Source organism: Rhodococcus sp. WY5 (assembly GCF_018588185.1).
Classification (GTDB): Bacteria; Actinomycetota; Actinomycetes; order Mycobacteriales; family Mycobacteriaceae; genus Rhodococcus_F; species Rhodococcus_F qingshengii.
The window spans coordinates 3,812,199-3,829,170 of sequence record NZ_JAAMPR010000001.1 but is presented as its reverse complement, the minus strand read 5'-3'; the positions used below and the strand labels follow the sequence as shown (position 1 = coordinate 3,829,170).

The 16,972-nt window shown below is 62.4% G+C and carries 15 protein-coding genes; 6 read left to right on the top strand and 9 right to left on the bottom strand.

What is annotated here, in order from left to right; translation table 11 throughout:
* Positions 1 to 40 precede the first annotated feature (40 nt).
* Both G4D79_RS17910 and G4D79_RS34995 read left to right on the top strand, forming a co-directional pair.
* Positions 41 to 631, top strand: coding sequence for a TetR/AcrR family transcriptional regulator (locus tag G4D79_RS17910; protein WP_003941800.1), 591 nt, complete (start codon positions 41 to 43; stop codon positions 629 to 631).
* Positions 628 to 759, top strand: a complete 132-nt coding sequence (locus G4D79_RS34995; protein WP_256082667.1) for a hypothetical protein — start codon at positions 628 to 630, stop codon at positions 757 to 759. Before G4D79_RS17910 ends, G4D79_RS34995 begins: the two co-directional genes overlap by 4 nt.
* 21 nt (positions 760 to 780) lie before the next feature.
* Here the strand turns inward: G4D79_RS34995 and G4D79_RS17905 are convergent, their stop codons facing one another.
* The 4 genes from G4D79_RS17905 to G4D79_RS17890 form a co-directional block, all read right to left on the bottom strand.
* Positions 781 to 1,194 (bottom strand): arsenate reductase ArsC, encoded by a 414-nt coding sequence (locus tag G4D79_RS17905; protein ID WP_003941758.1) that lies wholly within the window; start codon positions 1,192 to 1,194, stop codon positions 781 to 783.
* On the bottom strand, positions 1,191 to 2,294 hold the full coding sequence (gene arsB, locus G4D79_RS17900) for an ACR3 family arsenite efflux transporter (protein WP_003941673.1): 1,104 nt from the start codon (positions 2,292 to 2,294) through the stop codon (positions 1,191 to 1,193). The genes G4D79_RS17905 and arsB overlap by 4 nt, the downstream gene beginning before the upstream one ends.
* Positions 2,291 to 2,677 carry a helix-turn-helix transcriptional regulator gene (locus G4D79_RS17895; protein ID WP_099697657.1) on the bottom strand — a complete coding sequence of 129 codons (387 nt, stop codon included), beginning with the start codon at positions 2,675 to 2,677 and terminating at the stop codon, positions 2,291 to 2,293. The genes arsB and G4D79_RS17895 overlap by 4 nt, the downstream gene beginning before the upstream one ends.
* Before the next feature lie 64 nt (positions 2,678 to 2,741).
* Positions 2,742 to 3,626 (bottom strand): metalloregulator ArsR/SmtB family transcription factor, encoded by an 885-nt coding sequence (locus G4D79_RS17890; protein WP_054187266.1) that lies wholly within the window; start codon positions 3,624 to 3,626, stop codon positions 2,742 to 2,744.
* Between the two features lie 96 nt (positions 3,627 to 3,722).
* On the opposite strand from G4D79_RS17890, the gene G4D79_RS17885 reads away from it, so the two are divergent.
* On the top strand, positions 3,723 to 5,084 hold the full coding sequence (locus G4D79_RS17885) for an NAD(P)-binding domain-containing protein (protein ID WP_099697656.1): 1,362 nt from the start codon (positions 3,723 to 3,725) through the stop codon (positions 5,082 to 5,084).
* A gap of 69 nt (positions 5,085 to 5,153) precedes the next feature.
* Positions 5,154 to 6,875, top strand: coding sequence for a malto-oligosyltrehalose trehalohydrolase (gene treZ / locus G4D79_RS17880; RefSeq protein WP_003941746.1), 1,722 nt, complete (start codon positions 5,154 to 5,156; stop codon positions 6,873 to 6,875).
* A gap of 21 nt (positions 6,876 to 6,896) precedes the next feature.
* Here treZ and G4D79_RS17875 read toward each other — a convergent pair whose 3' ends face one another.
* Positions 6,897 to 8,441 (bottom strand): MFS transporter, encoded by a 1,545-nt coding sequence (locus G4D79_RS17875; protein ID WP_054781564.1) that lies wholly within the window; start codon positions 8,439 to 8,441, stop codon positions 6,897 to 6,899.
* A 128-nt stretch (positions 8,442 to 8,569) separates the two neighbouring features.
* Between G4D79_RS17875 and G4D79_RS17870 the strand changes: the two genes are divergently transcribed.
* Positions 8,570 to 9,091, top strand: a complete 522-nt coding sequence (locus G4D79_RS17870) for a TetR/AcrR family transcriptional regulator (RefSeq protein WP_003941685.1) — start codon at positions 8,570 to 8,572, stop codon at positions 9,089 to 9,091.
* A 14-nt stretch (positions 9,092 to 9,105) separates the two neighbouring features.
* On the opposite strand, the gene ilvA is transcribed toward G4D79_RS17870, so the two are convergent.
* The 3 genes from ilvA to G4D79_RS17855 all read right to left on the bottom strand — a co-directional run bounded on the left by ilvA (position 9,106) and on the right by G4D79_RS17855 (position 12,847).
* The gene (ilvA, locus tag G4D79_RS17865) at positions 9,106 to 10,461 is read right to left on the bottom strand and encodes a threonine ammonia-lyase IlvA (protein WP_007733150.1); all 1,356 of its coding nucleotides are present in this window, start codon (positions 10,459 to 10,461) and stop codon (positions 9,106 to 9,108) included.
* A gap of 78 nt (positions 10,462 to 10,539) precedes the next feature.
* Positions 10,540 to 12,315, bottom strand: a complete 1,776-nt coding sequence (locus G4D79_RS17860; protein WP_020969844.1) for a pyruvate dehydrogenase — start codon at positions 12,313 to 12,315, stop codon at positions 10,540 to 10,542.
* A gap of 97 nt (positions 12,316 to 12,412) precedes the next feature.
* Entirely contained in the window at positions 12,413 to 12,847 is a 435-nt protein-coding gene (locus tag G4D79_RS17855) for a nitroreductase family deazaflavin-dependent oxidoreductase (RefSeq protein ID WP_003941666.1), read from the bottom strand.
* A 186-nt stretch (positions 12,848 to 13,033) separates the two neighbouring features.
* On the opposite strand from G4D79_RS17855, the gene G4D79_RS17850 reads away from it, so the two are divergent.
* On the top strand, positions 13,034 to 13,267 hold the full coding sequence (locus G4D79_RS17850; protein ID WP_003941759.1) for a hypothetical protein: 234 nt from the start codon (positions 13,034 to 13,036) through the stop codon (positions 13,265 to 13,267).
* Between the two features lie 92 nt (positions 13,268 to 13,359).
* Here G4D79_RS17850 and dnaE read toward each other — a convergent pair whose 3' ends face one another.
* Positions 13,360 to 16,896 (bottom strand): DNA polymerase III subunit alpha, encoded by a 3,537-nt coding sequence (gene dnaE / locus G4D79_RS17845; RefSeq protein WP_003941755.1) that lies wholly within the window; start codon positions 16,894 to 16,896, stop codon positions 13,360 to 13,362.
* Positions 16,897 to 16,972: the final 76 nt, after the last annotated feature.

The window sequence follows — 16,972 nt, the reverse complement described above, 5'->3', positions numbered from 1 at the left end:
GAACGCATGGCGATCGGGTATCGAGGCGGAGGCGAGCGACATGAGCAGCGGCGAAGCCAGCATCCTCACAGCAGCGAAAGCCTTGTTCGCGGAACGAGGTTACGCATCGACGACCATCAAGGACATCGCGGTCGCGGCCGGCTACTCCCCTGCCCTGGTCATGAAGATCTACGGCAGCAAAGCTCGGCTGTACTCGGCTGCGATCCCGTCCGCACCTCCGATGGACGAGGATCCGAATGCCGACGCCACCGGAGACATCGGCTGTCAACTGGTCGAGAAACTTGTCGCTCGTAGAGAATCCGACGAAACCGATCCGTGGGCAATGCTCGCAGTACACGTTCACGAGGCGCCAGATCCGGCCGCCGCTCGGGCCGAGATCAAGCAACGATACGTTCACGGGATCGCGCGCCGCATCGGCGACACGGAGCCCGGTTTGGTACGCAGCCAGATCGTCGTCTCACTGCTGCTCGGACTGGCCACCGGCATGCGGACGCTCGAACTCCTCGGTGAGGATTCACTGTCGTCGGAGGATCTGATCCGGCGCTACGGAAGGCTGATTCAAATAGCCGTCGACGAAATCGAACCGGTATCCGAGCACGAATCGTTCATCAGTGACACGGTGGAGGAATGACTACTTACCGATACCTCGACGCCGACCGGAACCTCCTCGAAGAGAAAGATTTCGAAACCGAGCAGGACGCACAGGAATACCGACTCTCCGTCCTCGGTGCCGAACACATCGAGCCCACCGACGAATGATCCTGTCGAGTCCCCGATCGGTCAGGAAGACTTCGCGGCAGTGGTGAGTTCAGCGATCAAGGCTTGAACGCGCCGCTCGATTTCGTCACGGATCGGGCGAACTGCTTCAAGGCCCTGTCCGGCCGGGTCGTCGAGAACCCAGTCTCGGTAACTCTTGCCGGGGAAGATCGGGCACGTGTCGCCGCAGCCCATGGTGATGACGACATCCGAATCCTGGACGGCGTCGACAGTGAGGATCTTCGGAGACTGCGCTGAGATGTCGATACCGCGTTCTGCCATCGCCTCGACCGCTGCCGAATTGACGGTCTCGGCGGGTGCGGATCCGGCGGAACGGACCTCGATGGCGTCGCCTGCGAGATGGCTCAGGAATCCCGCGGCCATCTGAGATCGACCGGCATTGTGGACGCAGACGAACAACACCGATGGTTTGCTCATGACCTCGCTCTTTCTCGACTGGATGAAACCTCTTCGACTGCAAAGCGTTTGCGTAGAGCAAGGGAGACATAGACCAGCCCGACGAGCACCGGTACCTCGATCAGCGGGCCGACGACACCGGCAAGAGCTTGCCCCGAGGTGGCGCCGTAGGTGGCGATGGCTACCGCGATCGCGAGTTCGAAGTTGTTGCCCGCGGCGGTGAACGCCAGGGTCGTGGTGCGTTCATAGCCCAATCCGATTGCGGCGCCGAGGATGTAGCCTCCGCCCCACATGAGCGCGAAGTACGCGAGCAGGGGCAGCGCGATCCGGACGACATCCCAAGGCTGGGAGGTGATCTGTTCGCCCTGCATCGAGAAGAGCACGACGATGGTGAACAGCAGACCGTAGAGCGCCCAGGGGCTGATCTTGGGGATGAACTTGTTGTCGTACCAGTCGCGGCCTTTGGCGCGTTCGCCGAAGAAGCGGGACAGAAAACCTGCCAGCAGCGGGATACCGAGGAAGATCAGGACCGATTTCGCAATCTGCCAGGGCGAGGTGTCGATGGTGGTCTGTTCGAGGCCGAGCCACCCGGGCAGGACCGAGAGGTAGAACCAACCGAGCACGGCGAACATGATCACCTGGAACACCGAATTGATGGCGACCAGCACCGCGGCGGCTTCGCGGTCTCCGCAGGCCAGGTCGTTCCAGATGATCACCATCGCGATGCAGCGAGCGAGACCGACGATGATCAAACCGGTTCGGTATTCCGGCAGGTCAGGCAGAAACAGCCAGGCGAGGGCGAACATCAGCGCCGGGCCGAGAACCCAGTTCAGGAACAGGGAGCCGGCGAGGAGTTTCTTGTCCCCGGTGACTGTGTCGAGGCGGTCGTAGCGGACCTTCGCCAGGACCGGGTACATCATGATCAGCAGACCGAGGGCGATCGGTAGCGAGATGCCGTCGATCTGCACCTTGTCCAGGGCAGTGTTCACACCGGGGATCCAGCGTCCAACCAGCAGGCCGACGACCATGGCCACGCCGATCCAGACCGCCAGATAGCGGTCGAGGGTGGAGAGTTTTCCGACGACTTCGGGGTGTTCGGTGGTGGCAGCGGTGTTGCTCATGCGGTGACCTCAGCGCAAGTGTCCGCGGCACTCACGCTCGCACCTTCTACCAGCAGAACGGCGGAAAGCTGTTGCAGCGCAGCCGGAATAACCCAGTAGTACACCCAGGTCCCGCGTCGTTCACAATCGAGCAGCCCGGCCTGGCGCAACACCTTCAGGTGATGCGAGATAGTCGGCTGAGACAAGTCGAACGAGTCGGAGATGTCGCAGACGCAGGCTTCACCACCCTCGTGACTCGCCACCAAGCTGAGCAAGCGGAGACGAACCGGATCGCCGAGGGCCTTGAACATCCGAGACAAGTCGCCGGCCCAATCCTCGGTCAACGGTTCACGAACGAGCGGGGTGCAGCAAGCCTCGGAGTCCGGCAGCTCTTGATTCGACATTCTTCGATATTGACAGATATCGAATCAACGCGCAATCGGGCATCCGGTCAGCCGGATCCCGGACTCATCCCTCGGCGATCGCCGTTCGACGCTCGAGCAGAACAGTGTCGCGCCACACGCCGTCGAGTTCAGCGATCTTCTCGCGAAGGCCGACCGTTCGAAACCCGGCCGAATGATGGAGCGAGATGGAGGCACGGTTCTCCGGGAACATCGACGTCTGCAGAGTCCAGAGTCCGTCGGCGTCGGCGGCCATGACTTGCTTGCGCAACAACGCCTTTCCGACGCCACGACCACGCATGCCGTCCGCAACGTACACGGAGTTCTCGGCAACCCCGCGGTAGCAGTCACGCTCGGAAACCGGACTCAACGCAGCCCATCCGACAACAACACCCCCGATAGTCGCCACCCATCGATGCTGCGGCAGCCACCGTTCGTGGAGATGCTCACGCGAGGGGACCTCAGCGGCAAAGGTGGCATTTCGGGTGTCGATACCCTCGCCGTAAATACGGCGAACCGCATCCCAGTCGTCGTCGATCATGGCCCGGACAGAGACATCGTCGGGCAGATCACTCGGGCAGCACGGACGCGGAGCAAGGACTCCCATCACCACATCCGCCGCCTGCGGCAAGGCAACGCAACACGTCGGACTCATCGCGACGACCGTGCTCGTCCCTTCCTTACGCATGGTCACAAAACCCACATCGGCAAGCTTGCGCAGGTGATGCGACACCGTCGGCTGCCCGATCCCCAACGCCTCGGCGAGCGCTCCGACGGTAATACCACCGACCGCGCTCGCTACCCGGTGAAGCAATCGGACGCGCATCGGCTCGGCAAGGCAGGCGAACCACTGCGCGTAGGTATCGGCATCGCCCTGCGCGAGGACGGAAGAACGGATCTGATCCGAGTCCGAATCTCCGACTCGCACCGTCGGAGTCTGCAGCGAAGTCATCTCTCCACTATATCGACAGCTGTCGATGGTTGCCTACATTGATGATCGTCGATACAGTTCCCCGTAGATCGATAATCGTCGATGAAAGGCGCGAAAATGAACCCCCTACCCGTTGTCGTGATCGGGGCCGGCCCGATCGGCCTGGCAGCCGCAGCAGAACTGCGCGAGCGCGGACTCACACCCCTTGTATTCGAGCGCGGAACCACAGCCGGTGCTGCGATCTCCGAGTGGAATCACGTTCGACTGTTCTCCCGGTGGTCCGAACTCGTCTCCCCCGCCGCGCGGCGACTCCTCGACCAGAATGGATGGAGCTCACCCGACGGGCAGACCTATCCGACCGGCCGGCAATGGCGCGAGCTCTACCTCGAACCACTCGCCTCGGCCCTCGCCGACCTGGTCCAGTTCGACACCGAGGTGATCGGCGTAGCTCGACGCGGACGTGACCTGGTCGTCGACGCCGGACGCGACAGCGAACCCCTCTCGATTCACCTGCGGCGCCGTGACGGAACCGAGGATCGGATGTTCGCCCAGGCCATTGTGGATGCGTCCGGCACCTGGGGCACCCCGAACCCGCTCGGTGGTGAAGGTCTTCCTGCACTCGGCGAAGGCGCTGTGGGTACTGCGATCCGGTACCGGGTTCCTGATCTCGACGATCCGGCAGTGCGGGCACAGTTCGCCGGAACGCACACCGTCATCGCAGGTAGTGGCCACTCCGCGCTGACGGCGATCGTTGCGCTGTCAGGGTTGGCAGAGCAGGCTCCGAGCACCCGCATCACCTGGGCGGTCCGCCGAGGAAACATCGGCTCTGCATTCGGAGGCGGCGACGCTGACGAACTGCCCGCGCGCGGCGCCCTGGGCTTGCGTGCAAAGAAGTCCGTCGAGGATGGCCTGTTGAGAGTCGTCACCGGCTTCCGCACCGCAGAGGTGACAACTACCCCTTCGGGACAACTCATACTCGCCTCCGATGCGGGTGATCGCATCGAGAACGTGGACAACGTCATAACGCTGACCGGCTTCCGCCCCGATCTGTCCTGGCTCTCGGAAATTCGACTCGGCCTCGACCCGGTCTTACAAGCACCGGTCGAGCTTGCTCCGCTGATCGACCCGAACGTCCACTCGTGCGGCACCGTTTACCCGCATGGCGCGAAGGAGCTTCGCCATCCGGAGCCGGGGGTGTACTTGGCAGGAATGAAAAGCTACGGCCGAGCACCCACCTTCCTGGCGATGACCGGCTACGAGCAGGTTCGCAGCATCGCAGCCGAGCTCGCCGGCGATCACGAAGCAGCGGCCCGTGTCGAGTTGATCCTTCCGGAGACCGGAGTCTGCGGCGGCGCAGGCATTTTCGACGAACCTGACACAGCAGAAACCGACACAGGGAAAGCCGAGGGCGGATGCTGCAGCACCCCCGCTCCGAAACTGATCACGCTGTCTGCACCGTCCGGCAACACCTGCGGATAGAAACAGTCCTTGACGACGGAACCAGCCCGCCGGGCTGCCACATCCGGCCGAACAAGGCATGCTGATCGTGTGCATACATTCGAGGTCTGGGCGCCAACACCGGAATCGGTCCGGGTCGAAGTCGACGGCATCACGCACGAGATGGACCGGACCGACGACGGGTGGTGGCGCGCCGAGGTCGACTGCGACAACCGCGCTCGCTACGGCTTTGTCGTCGACGGTGAAACACTCCCGGATCCGCGTTCACCACGCCAGCCCGAAGGCGTGCATCTCCGCTCTCAACTGCACCAACTCGACGAGGCGTCCTGGACCGACTCTCAGTGGACCGGACGACAACTCCCAGGATCATCGGTCTACGAACTGCACATCGGAACGTTCACCCCCGAAGGAACATTCGACGCCGCGATCGAACGTCTCGATCACCTGGTAGACCTCGGCGTCGGCTTCGTGGAAATCATGCCGGTCAACGGCTTCAACGGAACTCACAACTGGGGCTACGACGGTGTGCTCTGGTACACGGTCCACGAGATCTACGGTGGCCCGGACGGATTGCAACGCTTGGTGAATGCGGCCCACGAACGCGGACTCGGCGTGATTCTTGACGTGGTCTACAACCACCTGGGCCCGTCGGGCAACTACCTCGAAAAGTTCGGCCCCTACATTGCCGATGGAGCGAACACCTGGGGCCGAACGATCAACATCGGCGGTCCGCAGTCGGGCGAGGTTCGCGAGTACATCATCGGGAATGCCCTGCGATGGATGCGCGATTTCCACATCGACGGTCTACGCCTCGACGCCGTCCACGCGTTGGTCGATCACACCGGAACGCACATCCTCGAGGAACTCGCCGTCCGAACGGAAACACTGTCGGCTCATCTCGGTCGACCGCTCACGTTGATCGCCGAAAGCGATCTCAACGACGCCACTCTGATCACGCCACGAGCGGCCGGCGGGTTCGGCTTGGACGCGCAGTGGGACGACGACATCCACCACACCATTCACACGGCCGTGTCCGGCGAACGCCAGGGTTATTACGCCGACTTCGGATCCTTGGAATCCCTTGCAAATACATTGCGGCGCGGTTTCTTCCACGCCGGAACGTATTCCTCGTTCCGTGGACGGGTTCACGGCCGGCCGATCGACATCACGCATCAGCCCGCCAGCGCCCTGCTCGCATACACGTGCACCCACGATCAGATCGGCAACCGCGCGATCGGGGACCGCCCGAGCGCCTATCTGACGCCAGGACAATTGGCGATCAAGGCGGCGCTGGTCCTGCTATCGCCGTACACGCCGATGCTGTTCATGGGCGAGGAATGGGGAGCGACCACGCCGTTCCAGTTCTTCACCTCGCATCCGGAACCGGAACTCGGCGAGGCCACTGCCAAAGGCCGCAAAGCGGAGTTCGCGGCGCACGGCTGGAACAGTGACGACATTCCGGATCCGCAAGACCCACAGACATTTCTGCGATCGAAACTGGACTGGGACGAGCGAGACGACGAGACACGCGCTCGCGTCCTGGCCTGCTATCGCGATCTACTTGCCCTGCGCAGGAAGCGAATCGAGATCACCGACCCTTGGCTGGGGCACCTGCACGTCGACTACGACGAGGACGACCAGTGGATCACCCTGCGCCGCGGCGCATTACAGATCGTGTGCAATCTGGGAACGGACGCGGCCTCGGTCCCGGCCGGCGGAACCCCCATCCTCTGGTGGGATCCGCCGACACAGGACGAGACCGCGTCCGCAACAGTGGTGCCGGGGCACTCGTTCGTCGTACTCGAAAGCTGACTAACTCTCGAGATTCCGGTATTAACGCTTCGCGTTCTCTGGTGTACTCCGCAGCATCCTCAACACCAATGCGGCACTGACGAACAGAACCAAAGCTGTTGCACCGGCAGCAACGTGCATACCGTCGACAAACGCCGACTTCGCGGAATCGGCAAGCACCGAACCGAGTTCACCAGGTAGGTACGTTGCTTCCTGCAGGGCACCGCCGAGTGTGCCCTGTGCAGCGTGCGCCTGATCTGCTTCGAGCATCGAGGTGTCGATTCCCTTGCGGAAGATCGCCATCACCACGCTGCCCAGGATCGCCACGCCGAGCGCGATGCCGAGTTCGTACGCGGTCTCCGACACAGCGGACGCAGCGCCGGCGCGTTCGGGTTCCACCGAGCTGACCACGAGATCCGATGTCAACGTCAACGCGACACCGACACCAGCACCGGCCAGACCGAAGCCGATCACGAACATCAACGGGCCGCTGTCGACGCCGAGCGCGAGCAGCATCGCAGCACCGATACCGGCAACCGCGAGGCCCGCGCTGAGCACGTGAGACACCGACCACCGGCGAATCAACCAGGCCGCCGCAACCGCGGTGAATGCGCTGAGCAACATACCCGGGAGCATCAGCAGGCCGGCGTCGAGCGCCGAGTTACCGAGCACCAACTGCAGGTACTGCGAGCCGAAGAACAGGACACCTGCCAGCGCGAAGATCGAGAGCAGGTTGGTGATGACGGCGGTGGAGAACGACGCGTTGGCAAACAGCTTCAGATCCAACATCGGATCCTTCAGCATCCGCTGACGACGCACGAACACGTAACCCGCCGCGAGACCAACAAGGCCGATCACCAGCAACGTGATGCTGACGCCGTGCACCACGGATTCCTTGACCGCGTACACCAGCGGCAACATGGTCGCCATCGACAGACCAGCGCTGATGAGGTCGAATCGACCCGGATTGGGGTCTTTCGACTCCGGGATCAGGATCGGGCCGAGTACAACCAGCGCGATCATGACCGGAATGTTGATCAAGAAGACCGAACCCCACCAGAAGTGCTCGAGCAACCAACCACCGACCAAAGGGCCTGCCGCTGTACCGCCACCGGCCATCGCGCCCCAGACACCGATTGCCTCGGTGCGCTGACGCGGGTTGACGAAGATCGTGCGGATCAGACCGAGGGTGGCAGGCATCAGCGTTGCGCCGGAAATACCCTGCAGCACGCGGGCGGCAATGAGCATCTCGGGACTGACAGCGAGAGCGGCGATGATCGAGGCGAGACCGAAGCCGACTGCGCCGATCAGGAGCAGTTTTCGCCTACCGATCCGGTCACCGAGCGTACCCATGGTGATGAGCAGACCGGCGAGCACGAACGAATAGACGTCGATGATCCACAGCAACTGCGTGCTGCTCGGCTCGAGGTCGGCGCTGATGAACGGAAGCGCAAGATCGAGCACCGTGCCGTCGACTGCGATGAGCAACACAGCAAAGGCAAGGACTATCAAGCCCGCCCAGTCACGCTTTGTCGCCCGAACCTCGTCGGGATTGATTGCAGACGTCTGATCTGCCGACACTGACATTGCTCCCCTGCGACTTTCTCTGAGTTCTTTCGAAAAGATTTCACTGAACCGTCCAGCCGGTACAGTAGGTCTACGGTAACAGTGAACCGTCCAAGCGGTAAAGTTATTTCCGGGTAGGGTCACATCACATGGCTGCCGACACTCGCGATCGAATTCTCGACGCACTGGAGAAGCTGCTGCTGGTCAGCGGCGTTGCCCAAGTCACGCTCGAAGGCGTTGCCGCCGAAGCCGGGGTTTCCAAGGGCGGACTTCTCTATCACTTCCCCAGCAAGGAAGCCCTCCTCGCGGCGATGGTCCGCAGACTCGGGGAACGCTCGGATCAGCAACTCGACGACGCCGTAGCCGGCGGTACGACGGTCACCGAGTTCTATCTGCAGATCCCCGATGCGAACGAAAGCGAAGAACTCTCACTCTTCCGGTCGATCATCGCGGCACTGAGAACAGTCGATGGACAACACGACGAAATCCAGAAAGCCGTCACACATGTGATGCGGAGCTGGGACAAGGGCCTTCAGACCGAGATCGCCGACCCTGTGCAGGCCGAGATCATCCGACTCGTCGGCGACGGCCTGTATCTGGCGGCCATGCTCGGACTCCCCCAGCCGGATCCCGAACTGCATCGACAGGTAGTCGAGCGACTGCGGCCCTGACCGGGGGGCGTCCCTTACGTCAGATAGCGGTACGCCGGGCTTCCCGGCTCGAGCCTCTCGGACTGCATCGGCGCGCGCTCCATCCGCTCGAGTAACGCCGCCAACCCGTCGGCGGAACCGAGTTCGATACCCACCAACGCGGCACCCGTCTCGCGATTGTTTCGCTTGACGTACTCGAACAGCGCGATGTCGTCGTCCGGCCCCAGCACGTCCGAAAGGAAGCGACGCAACGCTCCCGGTTCCTGCGGAAAGTCCACCAGGAAGTAGTGCTTGAGCCCGAGGTGAACGAGCGAACGCTCGAGAATTTCGCCGTAACGGGAGACGTCGTTGTTGCCACCGGAGATCAGGCACACGACGGTCGAACCCGGCTCGAACGTCAAATTCTGAAGTGCCGCAACGGAAAGCGCACCCGCAGGTTCGGCGATGATGCCCTCGCTCTGATACAGCTCGAGCATCGCCGTGCAGATAGCGCCCTCGTCGATCTGATTGACGACAAAGGATCCCGAACCGGACCGTGTCTGAAGTTGACGAGCCACGAGCGGCAACGACGCGTGCGACACCACGGCGGCACCCAGACGTGAGACGACCTCGTAGGGAACATCGCCGATCCTCTTGACCGCTGCTCCGTCGACAAATGGATCGACGTCGGGAAGAGTCACCGGGCCCCCGGCAACAAGAGCGGCCGTCATTGACGCCGCACCGGACGGCTCGATCCCGACGATCGACGTCTTCGGCGACCGTTCGTGCAGGTAGGTGGCGATGCCCGCAATGCAACCGCCGCCGCCGACCGGCACGACGATCGTGTCGAGAGGGGCGTCCAATTGCGTGAGAATCTCCGCTGCAATGGTTCCTTGCCCCGCAGCGGTGCGCACGTCGTCGAACGGCGGAACCATGGTTGCGCCGGTTTCGGCTACGTCCTCCGCGGCCGCAGCAGCGGCGGCGTCATAGGTCTCACCGATCATGAACAGTTCGACAAACGCTCCACCGTGCGCGCGGATGCGATCACGCTTCTGCTTGGGGGTATTGGCCGGAACGTAGATCCGACCCTTGATCTGCATCGTTCGGCACGCGAAAGCAACACCCTGCGCATGGTTACCGGCACTGGCAGTCACTACGCCGGCACCGCGTTCGGCCTCGTTGAGCTGAGCGATCAGGTTGTACGCGCCACGAATCTTGTACGAACGAACGCCCTGGAGGTCCTCACGCTTGAGATACACGTGTGCCCCGGTCAACGCCGAAAGACGATCGCTGTACTGCAGGGGCGTCGCCGCAATGACGTGCTGAATTCGCTCGATGGCCGCGTCGATCTCCTGCGCGTCGAGCGCGGGGACGGTGGACTTCGTTACTACGACATCGGGCGAGTTAGACACCCCGCCATTTTCGCACGTCGGAGATCAACCTTCCCACCACCCCGCCCCGCATGGTCTGCGAGGCAGGGTGGCGGTAGGTCAGCCGCGCGGATCCAACTGTGAGGGACGTGGCACGTTCCGCAGATTCGACTTGGCCATCTGTACTGCCTCGCCGACGCCGCCGTTCATCACCATCTTCGACATCGCCAAAGCGAAGCCCTTCATCTGACCACCGGTGATGGTGGGCGGCAACGACAATGCCAACGGATCGGTCACCAGATCCACCAAGGCCGGACCGTCATGATCGAGCGCGGCGCGTAGGCCCGCTTCGATGTCCGCGGGATTCTCGATTCGGCGCGAGAAGATACCGAGCGCAGCAGCAACCGCCGCGTAGTCGACCGCGGGCACGTCGACCCCGAAATCCGGAAGGCCGTCGACCAACATCTCGAGCTTGACCATTCCGAGCGTCGAGTTGTTGAACACCACGATCTTGACCGGCAACTTGTACATCGCGACGGTGACCAACTCACCGAGCAGCATCGACAATCCACCGTCGCCCGACACCGAGATGACCTGACGCCCCGGACTCGACCATGCAGCACCCATCGCATGTGGGAGCGCATTGGACATCGATCCGTGCAGCGCCGAGGAGATGAAGCGTCTCGATCCGTTCGGATTGAGATAGCGCGCCGTCCACACGTTGCACATCCCGGTGTCGGCGGTGAAGATTGCGTCGTCGGCCGCCAGATCGTCCAAGATCGATGCCGCATACTCGGGGTGAATCGGCGTCCGCTGCTTGACCGGATCCGTGTATGCACCAACCACTTTGGTCATCAAAGTGTTGTGCTTGGCGAGCGTGTCCTCCAGGAACCCGCGGTCGGTCTTTCGATCGAGCTGCGGAATCAGTGCGCTCAAGGTGCTCGCGACGTCGCCGTGCACAGCCAGGTCCAGGCTGGTTCGACGCCCCAACCGCTCGGCCGCGATGTCGATCTGAGCGGTACGAACGTCGTCGGGCAAGAACTGATCGTAGGGAAAGTCCGTACCGATCAGGAGCAGGAGATCGGCGCCGTGGATACCGTCGTGCGCCGCACCGTAACCGAGCAATCCGGTCATCCCGACGTCGTATGGATTGTCGTACTGGATCCATTCCTTGCCACGCAGTGAATGCCCGATGGGAGCGCCGACGGTTTCGGCCAACGCCAGAACCTCCGCGCGCGCATCTCGCACGCCCGCGCCGGCGAAGATCGCAACCTTACGCGAGCCGTTGATCACATCTGCCAACGCCTTGACGTCACCGGCATCCGGAACGACTGTCGGCCTTCGGGTTTCGACGAGCGTCGGCGGGGTGCCTTCTGCCGGACAATCGGCGATGTCCCCGGGAAGCACGATCACCGAGACGCCGTTTCGAGCCACCGAATGCTGAATCGCCGACTGCACCACGCGAGGTGATTGGACTGCCGTGCTGACGAGTTCGGTGTAACTCGAACATTCGATGAAGATTCGCTCGGGATGCGTTTCCTGAAAGTAGCCCATACCGATCTGGGCGCTGGGGATGTGCGAGGCGATCGCGAGGACCGGCGCGCCCGAACGATGAGCGTCGTACAGGCCGTTGATCAGGTGAAGGTTTCCGGGACCGCAGGATCCGGCACACACTGCGAGTTTTCCGGTGATCTGGGCATCCGCTGCGGCCGCAAAGGCGGCTGCTTCCTCATGCCGGACGTGTATCCAATCGATTCCGCCCTTCTCGGAACCACCGGTGCGACGAACCGCATCGACGATGGGATTGAGACTGTCACCGACAATGCCGTAGATCCGACTGACACCCGCGTCAACGAGCTGCTGAACCAATTGATCTGCAACGGTTTTCGGACTCATCAGACCTCCATGACACACTCACGGGAGTCGGGATCGCCGACCCCCGGGAGTGACGATTTACTTGTGATTGATGCAGCGCTTCTTGTGGAATGCGGGGTTACTTGGGTTCGAGCACGAACACCGGAATCTCACGATCGGTCTTCGTCTGATAATCGGCGTAGTCGGGGTACGCAGCGACAGCGCGCTCCCACCAGACCGCCTTCTCGTCGCCGGTGACTTCCCGAGCAACCAGGTCGAAGACCTGCGTCGCGTCACGCAGCGTGACGTGCGGGTCGGCTTTGACGTTGTAGTACCAGACCGGATTCTTCGGGGCGCCACCGAGCGAAGCCACAACGGCATACGAACCGTCGTGCTCGACCCGCATCAGCGGCGTCTTCCTGACCTTGCCGGACTTTGCCCCGATGGTCGTGAGAACGACGACGGGCATGCCGTTCATGTCGTTTCCCTCGGTGCCACCGGAGTTCTCTATGCGTGCGACCTGATCGGCGGCCCACGACGCTGGACTGGGTTCGTACTCACCTGTGATTGGCATGTGTACCAGTGAACACCCACTCGAGCACCTTGGCCACCGAACCACGCCGACCAGGCCTGTCGCCCGCACACTCCCCTGGTTGATCGATTAAGTGAGCTGCCGATCAATAAAGTTCGGTTGCCCGAACTCTCATCTCTGGCTACTCTGAAACCACAGCTTCGAACAGCCGTATCAGAAGGGGACGAGATGACCACCGCAGATATCTCCACTCGCGAATCACGCCCCTCCCCCGACTATTGCGTCGATCTGGCCGGAACTCGGTGGCCGCTGTACAAGATCGAAGCTCTCGTGGTCGGGTTCGTGCTGTTCGTCGTCGCCGGTGCCGTCACGCAGTCGATGCAGGTGGCCGTACTGACTGCCGCAACGGCCGCTGTAGTCACGTGGTGGGTACGGCGCGTGCACTACTCACGCACCACCTGATCACCGCACTCCCCCGAACTCCCGCGAACCACGAAGGGACCTTGCTGCATCAGCAGCAAGGTCCCTTCGTTCGGTTCAGGTCCGCTCGGCGGTCAGACCGTCAGGCAACTCGGTCCGAGCAATGCCTTCAGGTCGCCCATCAGTGCCGAGGACGGTTCGACCCGAAGGACGTCGTCGACCTTCCACAAGCTGATTTCGGTTCCGCCGATCAGTCGGACATGGACATCGGACGTCCCCGGATGCCTGGTCAACACCTGCTTGAGAGCACTGAGCTTGTCCTTGGTGCATTGCCGAAGCGGCAGCGAGACCGACAGCGGACGCGCAACCCCGATCGCCGAAATATCAGGTACCGCAAGGTCGTTGCCGATCAGTGACATCCGATCGTCTCGGATCGAAACGCGAGCCTTGACCAACACGATGGCATCCTCGGCGATGTCCATTCCGTACACGGCGTACGCCTGCGGGAAGAACAGCACCTCGATTCCACCCACGAGATCTTCGAGCTGCACGATGCACCAGGTCAGACCGTTCTTGTTGACCCGGCGGTCCACCGAGGCGATGATGCCGCCGAGAGTTACCTGGGCACCGTCCTGAACGCCGCCTTCGAGTATTGCAGCGATGGACGTGTCGGACTGCTGGCGAAGAATGTGCTCGACGCCGTTGAGCGGGTGACCGGAAACGTACAGCCCCAGCATCTCTCGTTCGAGCGCCAGGCGATGCTTGGAATCCCACTCTTCGTCAGGAATCTTGACGTCGAACACCGAGGTGATCGACTCGTCCGCCTCGGCACCGCCGAAGAGGTCGAACTGTCCGATCGCCTCTGCCTTCTTGGTGCTCATCACGGAATCGATGGCGTCGGCATGGACCAACATCAGGCCCTTGCGCGGATGACCCAACGAGTCGAAAGCACCGGCCTTGATGAGCGATTCGGTGACCTTCTTGTTGCAAGCCATCGCGTCGATCTTGCCGAGATAGTCGGAGAAATCGGTGAACTTCGACTTCTCGGTGCGCGCCTTGATGATCGAGGCGACGACGTTGGCGCCGACGTTACGCACCGACCCCATACCGAAACGGATGTCGTCGCCGACGGTCGCGAAGTCGACTCGCGATTCATTGACGTCCGGTGGGAGAACGGTGATGCCCAACTTGCGGCAGTCTGCGAGGTAGATCGCGGACTTGTCCTTGTCGTCACCGACGGAGGTGAGCAGACCTGCCATGTACTCGGCCGGGTAGTTCGCCTTGAGGTACGCAGTCCAGTACGACACGAGTCCGTATCCGGCGGAGTGCGACTTGTTGAACGCGTACCCGGCGAAGGGAAGGACCGTGTCCCACAGCGCCTTGATGGCCGCTTCGCTGAAGTTGTTGTCCAACATGCCCTGCCGGAAGCCGGCGTAGGCCTTTTCCAGCTCGGACAGCTTCTTCTTGCCCATGGCGCGACGCAGCAAGTCGGCCTGACCCAGGGTGTAGCCGGCCACCTTCTGCGCCAGTTGCATGATCTGCTCCTGGTAGATGATCAGGCCGTATGTCTCCGAGAGGATCTCCGCGAGCGGCTCCTCCAGTTCGGGGTGAATCGGCTTGACGTCTTCCAAGGCGTTCTTGCGCTTGGCGTACGAGATGTGGGCGTCCACACCCATCGGTCCCGGTCGATACAGCGCCAAGGCGGCGACGATGTCGCCGAATCCGGTGGGCTGCATCAGTTTCAGCAACTCGCGCATACCGCCGCCGTCGAGCTGGAACACACCGAGAGTGTCGCCGCGGGCGAGCAGTTCGTATGTTGCCGCATCGTCCATCGGCAACGTGTCGAGGTCGAGGTCGATGCCGCGGTTGGCTTTGATGTTCTCGAGCGTGTCGCCGATAACCGTGAGGTTTCGCAGACCGAGGAAGTCCATCTTGAGCAGACCGATGGCTTCACACGAGGGGTAGTCCCACCCGGTGATGATGGCGCCGTCCTGGGCGCGCTTCCAGACCGGGATTGCGTCGGTGAGCGGTTCGGACGACATGATGACCGCGCAAGCGTGCACACCGGCGTTGCGGATCAGCCCTTCCAGACCCACCGCGGTCTTGTAGATCTTCGCGACGTCCGGGCTGGAGTCGATGAGCGCTCGAACCTCGACTGCCTCCTTGTACCGCTCGTGCTTCGGGTCGGTGATACCGGAAACCGAGATGTCCTTGGCCATGATGGGCGGCGGGAGCGCCTTGGTGATCTGATCGGCGATGGCAAAGCCCGGCTTGCCGAACTGGACGCGAGCCGAGTCCTTGATGGCAGCCTTGGTCTTGATGGTGCCGAAGGTGATGACCTGGGCGACCTTGTCGTTGCCCCACTTGTCCGTCGCGTAGCGAACCATCTCGCCGCGACGGCGATCATCGAAGTCGATATCGATATCGGGCATGGACACACGCTCGGGGTTGAGGAATCGCTCGAACAGCAACCCGTACGGGATGGGGTCGATGTTGGTGATACCCATCGCGTAGGCCACCAACGAACCGGCAGCCGATCCACGGCCGGGCCCGACACGGATCCCGACGTCCTTGGCGTGGTTGATCAGGTCGCCGACCACGAGGAAGTAGGCCGGGAAGCCCATTTCGTTGATGACGCCGATCTCGTAGTCGGCGCGGGCGAGGTACTCCTGCGGCGGTCCGCTCGGGAAGCGGCGATCGAGTCCGCGCATCACCTCGGCGCGCAGGAAGGTCTGCTGCGTGTGTCCCTCCGGGACCGGGAAGATCGGCATGCGGTCGTGGAACGCCCACACGTCCTCGTACGACTGCACACGCTCGCCGATGGCAACGGTGTTGTCGCATGCCCCCGGTACCTCGTTGTCCCAGATGGCGCGCATCTCGGCAGCGGACTTGAGGTAGTAGCCGTCGCCGTCGAACTTGAAGCGAGTGGGGTCGGAGAGCGTCTTGCCGGTCTGAATGCAGAGCAGCGCCTCGTGATTCTCGGCGGCGTCCTTGGTGACGTAATGGCAGTCGTTGGTGGCAAGTGGCGGAATACCGAGTTGCTTGCCGATGTCGAGCAGACCCTCTCGCACACGGCGCTCGATCGAGAGACCGTGATCCATCAGTTCGAGGAAGAAGTTGTCCGGGCCCCAGATCTCCTGCCACTTCGCGGCAGCTTCGAGAGCCTCGCGATCGTGACCGAGACGAAGGCGGGTCTGGATCTCACCGGACGGGCAACCCGTGGTCGCGATGATGCCCTCGGCGTGCGCGGCGATGAGCTCCTCGTCCATCCGTGGCCATTTACCGAGCTGGCCCTCGATGGACGCGAGCGACGACAGCTTGAAGAGGTTGCGGAGTCCGGTCGCGTTCTCGGCCACCATCGTCATGTGGGTGTACGCACCGCTACCGGAGACGTCGTCGGACTTCTGGCTGCGATCGCCCCACAGAACTCGCTTGGTGTTGAAGCGAGACTCGGGTGCGATGTAGGCCTCGATGCCGATGATCGGCTTGATGCCGGCGCTCTTTGCCTCGTTGTAGAACTGGCTGGCGCCGTACATGTTTCCGTGGTCGGTCATGCCGACTGCGGTCATTTCGAGACGAGCGGCCTCCTCGAACATGGCGCCGACCTTGGCCGCACCGTCGAGCATCGAGTACTCGGTGTGATTGTGAAGATGTACGAACGAGTCAGCCACGTGCGCCTCTCTGAAGGTCTGGGAGCGAGATCGAGTGTATGCCGCGCTGCCGACACGACCGGCGACCGACGTAGCG